Annotated in this window: 14 protein-coding genes; 11 read left to right on the forward strand and 3 right to left on the reverse strand. The window is 40.7% G+C overall.

What is annotated here, in order from left to right; genetic code table 11:
* Positions 1-408, forward strand: a 408-nt coding sequence (locus RI557_RS04080; protein ID WP_310682316.1) for a class I SAM-dependent methyltransferase, incomplete at its 5' end; no start/stop codon positions are given.
* A gap of 11 nt (positions 409-419) precedes the next feature.
* Positions 420-1,139 (forward strand): porin family protein, encoded by a 720-nt coding sequence (locus RI557_RS04085; RefSeq protein ID WP_310682318.1) that lies wholly within the window; start codon positions 420-422, stop codon positions 1,137-1,139.
* Here the strand turns inward: RI557_RS04085 and RI557_RS04090 are convergent.
* Positions 1,136-1,858: an RNA methyltransferase gene (locus tag RI557_RS04090; RefSeq protein WP_310667073.1), complete on the reverse strand. Its 723-nt coding sequence runs from the start codon at positions 1,856-1,858 to the stop codon at positions 1,136-1,138. The genes RI557_RS04085 and RI557_RS04090 overlap by 4 nt on opposite strands.
* Positions 1,859-1,930: 72 nt before the next feature.
* Here RI557_RS04090 and RI557_RS04095 point away from each other — a divergent pair, with 72 nt between their 5' ends.
* The 6 genes from RI557_RS04095 to RI557_RS04120 all read left to right on the forward strand — a co-directional run bounded on the left by RI557_RS04095 (position 1,931) and on the right by RI557_RS04120 (position 9,973).
* On the forward strand, positions 1,931-4,372 hold the full coding sequence (locus tag RI557_RS04095; RefSeq protein WP_310682320.1) for a BamA/TamA family outer membrane protein: 2,442 nt from the start codon (positions 1,931-1,933) through the stop codon (positions 4,370-4,372).
* A gap of 102 nt (positions 4,373-4,474) precedes the next feature.
* The gene (locus RI557_RS04100) at positions 4,475-5,536 is read left to right on the forward strand and encodes a class I fructose-bisphosphate aldolase (protein ID WP_310667071.1); all 1,062 of its coding nucleotides are present in this window, start codon (positions 4,475-4,477) and stop codon (positions 5,534-5,536) included.
* A gap of 45 nt (positions 5,537-5,581) precedes the next feature.
* The gene (gene accD / locus RI557_RS04105; RefSeq protein WP_310667070.1) at positions 5,582-6,424 is read left to right on the forward strand and encodes an acetyl-CoA carboxylase, carboxyltransferase subunit beta; all 843 of its coding nucleotides are present in this window, start codon (positions 5,582-5,584) and stop codon (positions 6,422-6,424) included.
* Between the two features lie 89 nt (positions 6,425-6,513).
* Positions 6,514-6,783 (forward strand): 30S ribosomal protein S15, encoded by a 270-nt coding sequence (rpsO, locus tag RI557_RS04110; protein WP_310667069.1) that lies wholly within the window; start codon positions 6,514-6,516, stop codon positions 6,781-6,783.
* A 57-nt stretch (positions 6,784-6,840) separates the two neighbouring features.
* On the forward strand, positions 6,841-8,958 hold the full coding sequence (locus tag RI557_RS04115) for a polyribonucleotide nucleotidyltransferase (RefSeq protein ID WP_310682323.1): 2,118 nt from the start codon (positions 6,841-6,843) through the stop codon (positions 8,956-8,958).
* Positions 8,959-9,106: 148 nt separating this feature from the next.
* On the forward strand, positions 9,107-9,973 hold the full coding sequence (locus RI557_RS04120) for an RNA polymerase sigma factor RpoD/SigA (protein WP_310667067.1): 867 nt from the start codon (positions 9,107-9,109) through the stop codon (positions 9,971-9,973).
* A 5-nt stretch (positions 9,974-9,978) separates the two neighbouring features.
* Here the strand turns inward: RI557_RS04120 and RI557_RS04125 are convergent, their stop codons facing one another.
* A complete protein-coding gene (locus RI557_RS04125; protein WP_310682325.1) occupies positions 9,979-10,164 on the reverse strand; it encodes a hypothetical protein in 186 nt (61 codons plus the stop codon).
* A 131-nt stretch (positions 10,165-10,295) separates the two neighbouring features.
* Here RI557_RS04125 and rpe point away from each other — a divergent pair, with 131 nt between their 5' ends.
* From rpe to RI557_RS04140, 3 genes are all read left to right on the forward strand, one after another.
* Entirely contained in the window at positions 10,296-10,949 is a 654-nt protein-coding gene (rpe, locus tag RI557_RS04130; protein ID WP_310667066.1) for a ribulose-phosphate 3-epimerase, read from the forward strand.
* A 108-nt stretch (positions 10,950-11,057) separates the two neighbouring features.
* A complete protein-coding gene (locus RI557_RS04135) occupies positions 11,058-12,224 on the forward strand; it encodes a hypothetical protein (RefSeq protein WP_310682327.1) in 1,167 nt (388 codons plus the stop codon).
* The gene (locus RI557_RS04140) at positions 12,203-13,546 is read left to right on the forward strand and encodes an OmpA family protein (RefSeq protein WP_310682329.1); all 1,344 of its coding nucleotides are present in this window, start codon (positions 12,203-12,205) and stop codon (positions 13,544-13,546) included. Before RI557_RS04135 ends, RI557_RS04140 begins: the two co-directional genes overlap by 22 nt.
* On the opposite strand, the gene RI557_RS04145 is transcribed toward RI557_RS04140, so the two are convergent.
* Positions 13,547-14,761, reverse strand: coding sequence for an NAD(P)-dependent oxidoreductase (locus RI557_RS04145; RefSeq protein WP_310682331.1), 1,215 nt, complete (start codon positions 14,759-14,761; stop codon positions 13,547-13,549).
* Between the last annotated feature and the right edge of the window lie 30 nt (positions 14,762-14,791).

Raw genomic sequence — 14,791 nt, forward strand, 5'->3', positions numbered from 1 at the left:
GTTGTTGAAATGAAATATGGCGACAGCGAAAATCTTCCTTTTGAGGATGAGTCTTACGATGCTATCACAGTTGCCTTTGGCGTGAGAAACTTTGAAAATCTCGAAAAAGGATTGGCTGAAATGCATCGGGTTCTGACCAAAAAAGGGAAAACAGTAATCATCGAATTTTCTAAACCCCAGCATTTTCCCATCAAGCAACTCTACAATTTTTACTTCAAGTCTATTTTACCAAACCTGGGGAAATGGGTTTCTAAGGATCAACGCGCTTATACTTATTTGCCTGAATCAGTTGAAGCGTTTCCTTACGGACAAAAATTCCTCGATGTAATGGAAAGTGTGGGCTACACAAATACTAAGTGTATCCCGCTTACGTTTGGTATTGCGAGTATTTACACAGGTGAAAAATAATTCGTTATAGGTTGATAGTTAAGCTGTTAAAATACGGACTCCTTTTGTCTATTGCAATTCTTTTCAGCAGAGTTGTGCAGGCTCAACTGGAAAGACCCAAAAATTTGCGCTTTTTTGACGAAAAGAAAGTCCACTTTGGTTTTACACTCGGGATCAATACCATGGGCTACAACCTCAATACCGATCTCACCAAAAACGATACGCTCGTATCAGTTGAAACAAACAGGCAAAGCGGATTCAACATTGGGATTGTGAGTTCCTGGCACATCACTCGTAAATTCAGCTTGCGTTTTCTGCCCACACTCGCCTTTGGACAACGAAACCTCGACTACCTGTTTCAGGGTGAAAATGACAACTCCCTCGAAACGAAACAGGTTGAATCTACATACCTGCAATTTCCATTGAATTTCAAATACAGGTCAGAGCGCCTCAATAATTTCGCTGCATACGTTGTTGGTGGTGCCAACTACAGCCTCGATCTCGCCTCACAGTTCGATACCGATAATAAAGTCCCCGTTTCTGAACAAGTAATAAGGCTCAAACGACACAATGTTATGTATGAATTTGGAGTGGGCTTTGACTTTTTCCTCGAGTACTTCAAATTCTCACCGGAGATCAAAGTTTCACAGGGAATCAACGGAGTATTAATTCAGGACAACACATTATGGAGCGATCCCATTGAAAAGCTCACTCCAAGAATGGTTTCCATCTCACTTCACTTTGAGGGCTAAACCCAGTAACTCAAAATTATTCCGGTCGCTACAGCCACGTTCAGTGACTCAGCTCCTCCCCTTTTTTCAATGGTTACCGAGAAATCGAGTAGTTTTTGAATTTCAGAACTTATCCCGTGAGATTCGCTTCCCATAACCAAAACTGCTTTTTGAGGAATTACATCGCGGTTGAGTTTATCACCCCTCATCTCAGCGCCAACAATTGAGTAGCCCGTTTTCTTTAGTTTCTCAATTTTTTCGGTCAGATCCACTCTAGCTAACCGAGTTCGGAATATCGAGCCCATTGACGATTGAATGACTTTAGGATTGAACTCGTCAACAGTTTCTTCAGAGCACAAAACTGTTTCGATTCCAAACCAATCGGCAATACGGAGAATCGTGCCCAAATTTCCCGGATCGTTAATATTTTCTACAGCCAAAATTTTATCTGAAGAAATTTCAAATGATTCATCGGGAATTTTGACCAGTGCCATGATCCCGGGCGGATTTTTCATCGATGATATTTGCGACAACTCGTTCTGTGAAACCTCTTGTACAGCAAAGGAACCCGATATTGGCGGAATTTGGCTCTGACCGTGATAAACGGCTTCAACTTCAAAGTCACTATCAATCGCTTCCTGAACCAATTTTGTGCCTTCAACAAGGAATTCACCGTGTTCGTTCCTGAACTTTTTTTGACGCAAAGACCGCAAAAACTTTAATTCCCTTTTTGAAAGCATATCACCACGGTTTAATCATTAGTTTTGCAAATCTATCACATGGGCTTGAAATACTACGTAAAATATACCCTTTTGGCGATTGCTCTAACAATTGCGTTAGGAGCCTGTAACAGCACTAAGTACGTTCCTCAAGACAAGTATTTGCTCGTTAAAAACGAATTAAAGAACAATGCAAAAACACTTGATGAGGACGAAATAAAGGCTGTGATCAAACAAAAACCGAATAAAAAAATATTCGAGCTGTTTCGTTTCAACCTATTCGTTTACAATCTTTTTGATTCTGCCAAAATAGCTGAGCGAAATGAAAAGAAACGCGAAAGACTGAAAAACCGAAACGACAGAAGAGTTGAAAAAGGGAAGGAGCCCAAAGAGTTTAACCCGGTTATTACTCACCGTATTAAACATAAAATCGGTAATCCGCCCACAGTTTTCGATTCCATCCTTATGAACAAATCAGTTACGGATTTGAAACTCTTCCTCAAAAACAATGGCTATTTCAACAACCGCGTATCGGCAAAACCGGTTAGAGATACGAGTGACAGAAAAGTGAAAGTTGTTTATGAAATAAAAGCAGGCAGGCCTTACAAAATCAAAGAAGTTGCCTACTCGATAGACGATAAGGACTTGTTGCCGGCAATCAAAAAAGCAACAAAAGAAACGTCACTGCGAAACGGAGCTGTTTTTAGTTTGGAAGAAATTGATGACGAAAGGCAACGACTCACAAAATCAATGAAAGACCAGGGCTATTTCTACTTCAATCAAAATTTTGTCACCTATGAAGTTGATTCAACCTTGGGTGATCATCGTGTTTACATCAGGCAAAAAGTCAACAATCCCGTTACAGAGGAAACACTTCCATCAGGAGAAGATACTTTGGTAGAAAAAACGCATAAAAAATACCGGATAAAGGATGTTTACATCAACTCCAATTACTCTACAGAGTTTCAAACTGTAAGCAATGATACGGTCAGGTACGATGACGTCTATTTTATCAATACCAAAAAGAGCAACTACAATCCAAAAGTACTGGCTGATGCTATTTACATAGCTCCAAATGAGTTTTATTCGCAATCAAGGCAGGAATACACCTATGACCGACTCTCATCTTTGAAAAACTTTAGGTTCATCAATATACAATTTGAAGAAGCGAGCAATGATACAACCTTACTCAACTGTTACATTAATCTGACGCCTATTTTAAGGCAATCCGTTTCAGCTGAAGCTGAAGGGACAAATACAGGCGGCAACCTGGGTGTATCGGGTAATCTCGGCTACACGAACAGAAACCTATTTAAAGGAGCTGAGTTGTTTCGCATTAGGCTGAGAGGTGGTGTGGAAGCACAGCAAACGAACAACCCTATTGAAGGTGACCAGGAAACTCAAGGATCAAATTTAGAACGCATTTCGCCATTCAACACTACCGAATACGGTATAGAGACTTCACTCAACTTACCAGATCTACTGATACCCAAAAACGTTTATCGCTACGAACTGCCTAACTACAAGAACCCTAAAACCAATGTCAACCTCAACTTCAACTACCAAAGACGACCAGATTTTACACGTAATTTAATCAACACTTCATACGCTTATTTCTGGTCAGGTAACACCAAAAACAGCAATGATTACGCTTTTTATCCTCTCAACTTATCGATAATTAGAATTGACAAACGCGACTACTTTGATCAGCGACTGCGGGATCTTCAAAACCCGTTTTTGTTGAACACTTACAGTGACCACTTAATTGCCGGAAGCAAATTCAACTACACCTGGACAAATCAAAACCTGCGCAAAAATCAAAATGCTATTTGGAACCGCGTAACGGTAGAAACGGCAGGGAACTTACTTGCCCAGAGCAGTGATTGGCTCGGACTAAATAAAACAAACGGAGAATATTACGAGCTTTTTGGTATTCGATACGCACAATTTGTAAAACTTGCTAATGACTTTAGGGTCTATAACAACCTCACCAAGAACAGTAAAATGGCCTATCGTTTTCATGCCGGAGTTGGTGTACCTTATGGCAACCGGGATGTACTTCCATACGATAAGAGCTTTTTTGCAGGAGGCGCCAACGACATAAGAGCCTGGACAGCCCGTTCATTAGGACCCGGTTCAACACCAGATTCAGTAACAGCAGGCATTGATCAGGTCGGTGACATCCTGCTTGAAGCAAATGTCGAGTATCGAGCTCAATTGACCGACATGTTTGAAATTGCCTTCTTTGCTGACATGGGAAATATTTGGGTGATGGAAAGAGATCAACAGGTAGAATCTTCAATTTTTAGATTTGATCGTTTTTATAAAGAAATAGCGGTCGGAACCGGAGTTGGCTTTCGTTTCGATTTCAGCTTCCTGTTACTCCGCCTTGATTGGGGTGTTCAAATGCGAGACCCCGCTCTTGCTGAAGGAGAAAGATGGATCTTTCAATCCAAAGACCTCTACAACGAAGCCAATCAAAACGACTACAAAATGCGGAGTACATTTAACTTAGGAATTGGGTATCCTTTTTAGTCTGTTCCACATCTTTCTCATGATTTTAAATTTGCAAACACCTTAACAATTTATTTTTAGCTTTGTCGGCTCAAAGCAAATCAACAAAGATATACCTAACATATGTCAGCGATTAATAAAATTCAGGAGCTCCTTGGTGACAAGGCCGATAACCTTTTGAGCCACGTTTCAAAAACAATCTCAAAAGAACAACTTCACCTACCGGGAAGCGACTTTGTTGACCGCGTTTTTACAAACAGCGATCGCAATCCCCAAGTACTAAAAAGTCTTCAATCTCTATATAATCACGGTAGACTTGCAGGTACAGGCTACCTTTCTATTCTACCGGTAGATCAGGGTATTGAGCACTCAGCAGCCGCATCATTTGCGCCAAACCCAATTTACTTCGATCCCGAAAATATCGTGAAACTCGCAATTGAAGCAGACTGTAATGCAGTTGCCTCAACTTATGATGTGTTGGCATCTACAGCGAGAAAATACGCTCACAAAATACCGTACATAGTAAAAATCAACCACAACGAATTATTGACTTACCCGAGTACTTTCGATCAAATCCAGTTTGGTACAGTTGAGCGTGCCTGGGAGATGGGTGCAACAGCCGTTGGTGCCACGATCTATTTCGGATCTGAACAAAGTGATCGCCAAATTCAGGAAATCGCACTTGCATTTGAACGCGCACACGAACTTGGAATGGCCACTATACTTTGGTGCTACCTCCGCAACAGCGACTTCAAAAAAGATGGTACAGATTATCACACCTCAGCCGATCTAACTGGTCAGGCGAATCACATTGGTGTATCAATTGGTGCTGATATCATCAAGCAAAAGCTCGCGACAAACAACGGAGGCTACAAAGCGCTCAACTTTGGTAAAACACATGACAAAGTTTACAGCGAATTGACATCAGACAACCCAATTGACCTTTGCCGTTACCAGTTAGCAAACTGCTACATGGGGCGCAGAGGACTTATCAACTCCGGAGGTGCTTCAGGAGGCGACTCAGATTTAGCAAATGCTGTTGAAACTGCTGTTGTCAATAAAAGAGCCGGTGGATCAGGATTAATTCTCGGTCGTAAAGCTTTCCAAAAGCCGATGAAAGAAGGAGTTGAAATCATCCGCACTGTACAGGATGTTTACCTTGAAAGCGAAGTAACAATCGCGTAAAGAAATCATTTCGGTGATTCATGTATCACTTAAAATACACTCAAAATGAGTTGGTTTAAGCGAATAAAAAAGGGTATTACTACCCCGACAAAAGATAAAAAAGAAACACCTGACGGTCTTTGGTTCAAGTCACCAAAAGGACACATCATTGAAACGTCAGAACTCGAGAAGCACGCTTATGTTGTTCCGGCAGACGGTTACCACAAGCGAATAGGATCTGACGAGTATTTCAATCTCATTTTTGATGAGGGAACCATGAAAGAGATCAATAAATCGCTCTCTTCAGCTGATCCGCTCAAGTTTGAGGATACGAAGAAATACACTGACAGAGTTAAAGCCTCTCAGCAAAAGACAGGCCTTAAAGATGCTATCAGAACCGCACACGGAAAAGTTGACGGACAGCCGTTGATGATTGCCTGCATGGATTTTAAATTCATAGGTGGTTCAATGGGATCAGTAGTTGGTGAAAAGATTTCCCGAAGCATCGATTACTGCATCAAACACAAAACACCATTGATGATTATTTCAAAATCAGGTGGTGCTCGTATGATGGAAGCTGCATTTTCACTCATGCAAATGGCGAAAACATCAGCTAAACTGACGCTTTTGTCTCAACACAAAATTCCGTACATCAGCTATTTAACTGATCCAACAACCGGAGGTGTTACAGCGTCTTTTGCTATGTTGGGCGATATCAACATAGCTGAACCAGGTGCACTCATCGGCTTTGCCGGACCAAGAGTAATTAAGGAGACAATCGGTAAGGATTTACCTGAAGGTTTTCAAACATCTGAATTTTTGCTCGAACACGGCTTCCTCGACTTTATAGTGGACAGGCGTGAATTGCGTGATAAACTCTCTCAAACACTGAGATTGTTTAAAAATTAAGAAATCACAAAACAGTCGCTTTAAATTATCTATATTTGCAGCTTCGATTACGGTCGAAATACATAAAAATCATTTAAAATAATATTGGCATGTATTTAACAAGCGAAAAGAAAAAAGAAATTTTCAAAGAGTTCGGTGGCTCTGAAAGCAACACCGGTTCAGCTGAAGGTCAAATTGCGTTGTTCACTCACCGCATTGACCATTTGACAAAGCACCTTAAAGAAAACAAAAAAGATGCTTCAACTCGTAGAGCGCTTATCGCACTCGTTGGTAAAAGACGCTCACTTCTCGATTACCTAAAGGCGAAAGACATCGAAAGGTATCGTGCCATTATCAAGAAATTGAAGCTTCGTAAATAATTTTACAGGAAAGGCAATTGCAAAATTGCCTTTCTTTTTTAAAAGATACTACGCATAATGAAAATCGGATTAGAACATACCTTTACAACAGCAGGTCAGGAAATTACTATTGAAACGGGCAAATTAGCCAAACAGGCTGATGGCTCAGTTGTTATCAAGCAGGGGAACACCATGCTTTTAGCTACAGTTGTTTCGAGAAAAGAAGCTTCTGAGGGAATTGATTTTTTACCGCTTACAGTAGAGTACCGTGAAAAGTTTGCCTCTACCGGTAAGTTCCCTGGTGGTTTTATCAAGCGCGAAGCGAGACCAACAGAAAATGAAATTTTAACAGCTCGTTTAATCGACAGAGCTCTACGTCCATTATTCCCTGATGATTACCACGCTGAAACACAGGTATTTGTTCAATTGATCTCATCCGATAAAGATACAATGCCTGATGCACTTGCGTGTTTCGCAGCTTCATCGGCTATTGCGATGAGCGATCTTCCTTTCAACGGACCAGTTTCTGAAGTTCGTGTTGGTAGAATAGATGGAAACTTTGTGATCAATCCAAAACTTTCAGAACTCGAATCGAGCGACATCGACATGATGGTTGCCGGTACATCTGACAACATCGTGATGGTTGAAGGTGAAATGGAAGAGATCTCAGAGCAGGAAATGATCGAGGCAATCATGTTTGGTCACGATGGCATCAAAGAGCAATGCCAGGCACAAAAAGATTTAGCTTCTCAGGTTGAGAAATCTCACACCAAAAGAGAATACGAACACGAGACTCACGACAAAGATCTCGAAGAAAAAGTTAAAAACGACCTCTACGATAAAGCTCACGAAATTGCAAAAACGCCTACCTCCAAGCAGGAACGCAGCGAGCAGTTTGATAAGGTTCTGACCGAATACAAAGAGCAATTCTCAGAAGAAGAGCTCGAAGAAAAAGAAGGACTCATCAACACTTACTTTGGTAAGGTGAAAAAAGCAGCAGTACGTGCTGTGGTTCTCGATAACGGTATTCGCCTTGACGGTCGTAAAACGGATGAAATCCGCGATATTTGGACTGAAGTAGGATACCTACCCGGAACTCACGGAAGTTCGATCTTTACTCGTGGTGAAACGCAGTCTTTAACTACTGTAACACTCGGAACCAAACTTGACGAGCAAAGCATTGATGGCGCATTCCTTACAGATAGCCAACGTTTTATTCTGCATTACAACTTCCCTCCTTTCTCAACCGGTGAAGCAAGACCTGTTAGAGGTACTTCACGAAGAGAAGTTGGACACGGAAATCTCGCTATGCGTGCATTGAAAGACATGGTTCCTTCAGATTACAACTATACTGTTCGCGTAGTTTCTGACATCCTTGAATCGAATGGTTCTTCATCAATGGCAACTGTTTGCGCAGGTTCATTAGCTATGATGGATGCCGGTATTCCGGTTAAGAAACCTGTATCGGGAATTGCAATGGGATTGATCTCTGAAGGTGATCGTTACGCAGTACTTTCTGATATCCTTGGTGATGAAGATTTCCTCGGTGACATGGACTTTAAAGTTGCCGGTACAGTTGACGGAATTACTGCCTGTCAAATGGATATCAAAGTTGATGGATTGAACGAAGAGATTTTGACGAAGGCTCTAGAGCAGTCTAAAGAAGGCCGCTTGTACATTCTCAACAAAATGAATGAGACTATCAGCGAGCCTAACAAAGAACTCAAGCCAAATGCTCCGCGCATTGTTCAATTGACAATTCCGGGAGACCTTATTGGTGCCGTGATTGGACCAGGCGGTAAAATCATTCAGGAAATCCAGAAAGAAACTGAAACAACTATCGTTATCGAAGAAGTTGACGGTAAAGGTGTAATCGATGTAATGGCAACAAATGGCGACCAAATGGATCAGGCGTTGTCACGCATCAAGTCTATTACTCAGGTACCTGAAGTAGGTGACGAATTCATGGGCAAAGTAAAAGCTTTAGCTCCTTACGGTGCTTTCGTTGAAGTAACTCCCGGAAAAGATGGATTGCTTCACATCTCTGAAATCGACTGGAAGCGCATTGATAAAGTAGAAGATGTGTTGAAAGAAGGTGATGAAGTGAAAGTGAAAATCATCGATAAAGACAAAAAAACAGGAAAATTAAAACTTTCAAGAAAGGTACTTATCCCACGCCCAGAAAAGAAAGACTAAGGATTTTCCAAATACTTTTTCTTAATTTTTTGTAAAAAGCCCCAAACTTCTTTGGGGCTTTTTGCGTCTATTATAATGCGAGCCTTTCCCGGCTTTCTTACCCTGAAAGCCAGCTCAAAAGAATTAGCGTGAGTAAAAGGAAAGGATTATGAGACAGTTAAGGATTACAAAGCAAATCACGAACCGCGAGTCGGTTTCGCTTGATAAGTACCTACAGGAAATTTCAAAAGAAACCATGTTGAGTGCTGATCAGGAAGTTGAGTTAGCTCAACGCATTCAGAATGGTGACGCAACAGCACTCGAAAAACTCACGAAAGCAAATCTCAGGTTTGTCGTATCCGTTGCCAAGCAATACCAAAATCAGGGATTGACATTACCCGACTTGATCAACGAGGGAAACCTGGGACTCATTAAAGCTGCAAAACGTTTTGACCAAACAAGAGGCTTTAAGTTTATCTCTTATGCCGTTTGGTGGATCAGGCAATCAATCCTGAAAGCACTTGCTGAACAATCGAGAATGGTTCGCCTGCCCCTGAATAAAATAGGGTCAATAAGTAAAGTCAATAAGGCGTATTCAGAACTCGAGCAACTTCACCAAAGAAAACCTTCTACGAGTGAAATTGCTGATATGCTCGAAATATCAGAAGCTGAAGTAAAACAGTCACAACGAATCAACAATCGTCACATTTCAATGGATGCACCTATTTTAGGTGATGACAGTGATGATCGAGATATGTATGCCAGAATGGAAGCTAAAGATGGCAGCCCTGATAAACAACTCCTTGCCGATTCGCTGAAAGAAGAAGTTGCGTATTCTCTAAATTTCCTTGCAGCACGTGAATCTCAGGTCATTAAACTTTACTTTGGTATTGGGTATGAAGAATCTCTTACACTCGAGGAAGTGGGAGATAAATTAGCGCTTACCCGCGAACGTGTTCGTCAAATTAAAGAGCGAGCTTTAAGAAGATTGAAAGTGATGTCGAGAAATGCACACTTAAAATCGTTTTTGGGATAAGTAAATTAACCTTTGATCAACGTTACTATGACGATTAAGTATGAAATAAACCCAATGGAACTGTAGATAATTTTTGTCGCATTCATTTTAATTTTATCAGTCTTGTAAACGGCATAAAGACCAATTGGAAAAATTAAAAAAAGTAAGAGATCAACTAATATCTCATTATTGTACCATTCACTTTTTTCCATAAAGTATGATTCGTTTGACTGACTAAGTTAGTGATTTTTGAACTAATAAATCCGTTTTAAGTAATCTAACTTAAAATCGTTTTTAGGATAAGTTTTGCGGCAATGCGTATTTTTGCCGCAAAATTGACAACATGAAAACTCCAATCATTGCTCCTTCAATTCTCGCAGCCGATTTCGCTAATCTCCAGGACGCTGCTGAAATGCTCAATGAAAGCCAGGCCGACTGGTTTCACATTGACGTGATGGACGGAGTTTTTGTACCTAACATCTCTTTTGGGATGCCGGTGATGAAAGCCATTAAGAAGCACGCAAAAAAAACCTTTGATGTGCACTTGATGATCACTCAACCCGAGCGCTACATTGAAGATTTCAAAAATGCAGGAGCTGATATATTGACCGTACATTTAGAGGCCTCTCCTCACCTACACCGTACTGTCCAGGAAATCAAGAACCACGGTATGAAAGCCGGAGTTTCAATCAATCCGCATACTTCTGTAGAACTACTCCGCGACATTCTGCCCGAACTCGATTTGGTTCTCATCATGAGTGTAAACCCCGGTTTTGGAGGTCAACAATTCATTGAAAACACTTACAAAAAGGTGAGAACACTCAGAGCCATGGCCGGGGAACTCAACCCAAACCTCATCATTGAAATTGACGGAGGCGTGAACGATAAAAATGCACCTGACCTTGTAAAAGCAGGAGCTAATGCACTGGTTGCAGGGAGTTTTGTGTTCAAATCTGACAATCCAAAAGAAACCATTGCTAAACTGAAGAACCAGTAATTACAATATTTGAACAATACCTTCCGGCTCTCCGTTAGTACTGAAATTGTCACAATATCAATAGTTCAGTTTAATTCTTTATATTGAAGTTTAGAATTCTCACACATCATGAAACATATTATCTCCTTTTTCATCTTTTTTTCTTCAATCCTTTCTACATCAGTTGCCCAGGAACGTGTAGTAAAAGTCGATTTTGAATCTGGTTCTTTTGTCAATTCTCCATCAGTTCCATACGATAAGCCTTTTCTTGTAGAGGGAGAAGTTTTGCAAAACGTGGAATATGTTGAAGTTGCAATTTTCCCAACCGAATCAGAAACTGAGCTCCATCGCTATAGCTGGAATCGCTACGATCAGAACCAAACAGAGACATTCAGCATTAAAGTTCCGGCTGTGTTGAAATCAAACAGTAAATACGATTTTAAAGTCATCACATACAAGCGGTTAATGCCTACTCAAAAGGAAAAGCTTCGCAAAAACCTCAAAGATCGTGTCCGTTTTTACCTTGAAAACAATTACAAGTTTGATGGAAAACGAGTGAGCGTTGAAAAACCAAAGCACGTTTACCGTGGCCTTGAGAAGTTAATCGACAAGGCGCTCGAATATCACGTTTCTAAAAACGGTTTAAAATACAGTGCTCCAAGTAATCTTGTATTAAATGAGTTGGAAAACGACAGGGATTTCAAATTTCGCAAATTCCTGAGCAGAAAGAAAACAACTATGCGAGATAGCATAGCCAATAAGCTCATAGAAAAGAAAGTAAATCACCTCACTGATTTGGTGATGAGTGAAGTGAATCAATTTTTAAACTCAGATCTCGTGCAGCAGTACCGGACAGTTAAGGTAGAAGCCGTACCAACTGATAAAGAGCGTTTCAGTTTGCCCGTAAATGCAGGAATGTATGCCTGGAATAAATCTACAACCATTGACAATGCATCAGTCAACAACACCAACTTCACACCTGGAGTTGGGTTTACAATTCCATTTGCTGCTAAAACAACACTTGCTCAAAAAGCAAAACTGTTTGATTCATTTGGTTACTCAATGGGTGTGCTGTTTGACCCGGTGAGAGATGCCAGTGGAACAGAGTTCGTGACTCCGGGTGTTGACATTCCTGTTTATACCGGTTTTGGAGTAAGACTCTTTAAAGTTGTTCGATTCAATGTTGGCGGATTGATTCTCGCTGAAGATGGAATTCAGGATTTTCAAAAGATAACATTCCTGCCTACAGCAGGTTTAGCGCTTGAACTCAATTTATGGATGGGAGTGAAAAAGTGATGAACAGGTTTCTCGCATTTATCATATTATCAACGCTATTTATTGCTTGTGGTGTACAGAATACGGGGAAAGTATCGCTGTATGTCGATGATTCAGATTCAAAAGACTCAACTGGCTATAGTTCGGTTCTGACCGATGAAAAGCAACAATCAGCCACAGCACTTCAAGATTCAGCCAAAACTAAAAAAGGACCGATTGTCATTCTCACGCCTGATACGCAGCTCGCAAACTACAAGAGATTTGACAGTATTTCAAATCGAATTCAATCTGTAAGATCTACAATTTATCGCGATACTTCTGTTATGCGTAAAAGCGATTCAGCTAAGTACTTATCTGAGTCGTTCAGGATTAGAAATTTAGAGGCTCAACAACAACTCATGAGTAGCAAGTTAGATAGCCTGCTCAATAGAAAGGAAACTCCTGGTCATTATATTGTTGAAGAAACATCTCATGAAGATTCGCTTCTTGCTGAAATCGAGAATCTTCAATCCCAACTCAACAACGCATCTGGCAATCAAAAAACCATTATTAAAGAAGGGAGACAAAAGACTGTTACCCGAGTGAGAAATGGAGGAACTACGGTTATTCCGGTTCCTTTACCATCTGGAAAAACTCGTTATGATACGGTTATGCAAACTCAATTTGATACTATCTCGTCAGACTCTGGTTTGGTTGAAGAGCTCATTTTATTACACGATATAGCTTTGACGAGTGAGCCCATTGAAAATCTGGCTGCTGCCTGGGAGACTGAAAATGTGATAGATACTGCTAGTTACAAAGGATCTGACCGCGAAAACTATAAATCAAAAAAAGTTGTATCGCAGTTTCGCTATGACAGTTTACTACTCCAGTACAAAAAGAAAAGCATCAATTTTAACGATACTGTTTCGAGCCTGAACAAAGCGTTGAGAAATGCTGAAAAGCAGACAGTTGAGAAGGAAGTTAAGCAACCTAAACTGGTTAAAAAAGCTGAGCCAAAGGTTATTAAAAAACCCGCTTTTGATACAGTTCAAGTCGATTTACTTTACGATCCCGGGAAGAAAGAACCTCAAAACCTGTCAATATTAAAAGAAGCATTGAATGAACTATCAAAGCAAAATATTTATCGGATTTTCATCTCCAGCTACACTGATAGCTCAGGTAATTCCATGTTGAATTTATCGCTGTCTCAAAAGCGTGTACAGGAAATTAAAAATTATTTGACATCGGCAGGTGTTGACAACCGACTCATTTTCTCGCAGGCTTTTGGTGAACAATACGCATCTAATCCTATTTTAGACAGGGAAAGACGGGTGGAAGTTGAGATACTGGTAAAGCCCTAATTATTTCCCGTCAACGTAGTCTTGCAGATACCTGTATTTCTCGGTCAGATCACCATCTTTTGCAATTGTAGCGCGCTCGAGTATGTCATCTTTATCTCCACGGATAATGAGCGGTAGAATATGCTTCATCAGTTCTTCACCAAAATCCTGTGATGCATCCAATGGTAATTCACACGGCAAATTATCAACTGCCATAACTGCTATTGCGTTTGAAGCCCGGTAATCATCTTCTTCCTCAGTTTCGATGTTGTACCCGTAAATTGGATCTACAATTGTTGAAGGCCTAATTGTTGACGCAACCGGACCATCAATATCACAACTGATATCTGCCACTACTCTAATCCTAAAATCTTTGTCTTTAGCATCTTCGCGAGTGAAGAGATACGGTGAGCCTTCAGCATAAAAATGTCCTGCAATGAAAAAATCAGTTGAGCGGGCAAAGCGCATAAAATCACTTTCGTAGTCGCGGTAATTTTTGAAAAAATCTTTTCGTGAACGTTCTCCTCCATCTTTCCTCCTGTTATAGTGCTCCACACCGACTTGCGCGTAAACAGGTTCTGAAAAATCACGATTCAAATAATCAGTTGGATCAACTTTCCTGATCCCTATTTTATCGATAACTTCCATAGCTCCGTGAGCAACCCTACCTCTTCCGGTAAGTACTATTTTGATATTAGGAAGCTGAATTTTTTCGAGTTCCTGCTCCATCTCAGCCCTGTCTGCACATTCATGAGCCGGCTTCAAACTGTAGAGGCCATAACGAAGTCCATAAGTTCTAAAACCATTGTAAGCCCCAACAACTCCCGCATAGCGACCAAAACCAATAAGGCGTTTTCCATTGACATCAGTAAGGCACTCCCAGTCGATCAACGTGATTTTACGTTCGAGAATGGTTTTGAGTAAATCGCGGTTATATGGCTGCTCTTTGATCGTGTGAGAGAAAAAGAAATACGTCTTTTGCGGAATGAGCATTTCCAGTGGAACCTCTTTTACACCGAGTAGCACATCACGGTCGTGCATTTGATCCACAACGTCAAGTCCCTGACGTTCATAATCAAAATCAGTGAATTTGCGTACATCACTTTTTTGCACGGTCAGATCCACCTCATCGCCATAAGTATCGATAATACTTTTGCATTGATTAGGTGTAAGCGGAACACGCTTATCAGGTGGAACTTTCCCTTCCTTGATTACTCCAATTTTCACAGCGGCCATTATCTTCGATTTTGCCCAAAGATAGGAAAC

The sequence above is a fragment of the Salibacter sp. genome (assembly GCF_031581065.1).
In the GTDB taxonomy this organism is placed as follows: Bacteria; Bacteroidota; Bacteroidia; order Flavobacteriales_G; family Salibacteraceae; genus Salibacter.

What these genes read in the sequence shown, in the direction of transcription:
- RI557_RS04090 (WP_310667073.1), bottom strand. Translation starts at nt 1,858, where the DNA reads ATGCTTTCAAAAAGGGAATTAAAGTTTTTGCGGTCTTTGCGTCAAAAA.
- RI557_RS04135 (WP_310682327.1), top strand. Translation starts at nt 11,058, where the DNA reads ATGAAACATATTATCTCCTTTTTCATCTTTTTTTCTTCAATCCTTTCT.
- rpe (WP_310667066.1), top strand. Translation starts at nt 10,296, where the DNA reads ATGAAAACTCCAATCATTGCTCCTTCAATTCTCGCAGCCGATTTCGCT.
- RI557_RS04115 (WP_310682323.1), top strand. Translation starts at nt 6,841, where the DNA reads ATGAAAATCGGATTAGAACATACCTTTACAACAGCAGGTCAGGAAATT.
- RI557_RS04140 (WP_310682329.1), top strand. Translation starts at nt 12,203, where the DNA reads ATGGATGGGAGTGAAAAAGTGATGAACAGGTTTCTCGCATTTATCATA.
- RI557_RS04100 (WP_310667071.1), top strand. Translation starts at nt 4,475, where the DNA reads ATGTCAGCGATTAATAAAATTCAGGAGCTCCTTGGTGACAAGGCCGAT.
- RI557_RS04125 (WP_310682325.1), bottom strand. Translation starts at nt 10,164, where the DNA reads ATGGAAAAAAGTGAATGGTACAATAATGAGATATTAGTTGATCTCTTA.
- accD (WP_310667070.1), top strand. Translation starts at nt 5,582, where the DNA reads ATGAGTTGGTTTAAGCGAATAAAAAAGGGTATTACTACCCCGACAAAA.
- RI557_RS04145 (WP_310682331.1), bottom strand. Translation starts at nt 14,761, where the DNA reads ATGGCCGCTGTGAAAATTGGAGTAATCAAGGAAGGGAAAGTTCCACCT.
- rpsO (WP_310667069.1), top strand. Translation starts at nt 6,514, where the DNA reads ATGTATTTAACAAGCGAAAAGAAAAAAGAAATTTTCAAAGAGTTCGGT.
- RI557_RS04120 (WP_310667067.1), top strand. Translation starts at nt 9,107, where the DNA reads ATGAGACAGTTAAGGATTACAAAGCAAATCACGAACCGCGAGTCGGTT.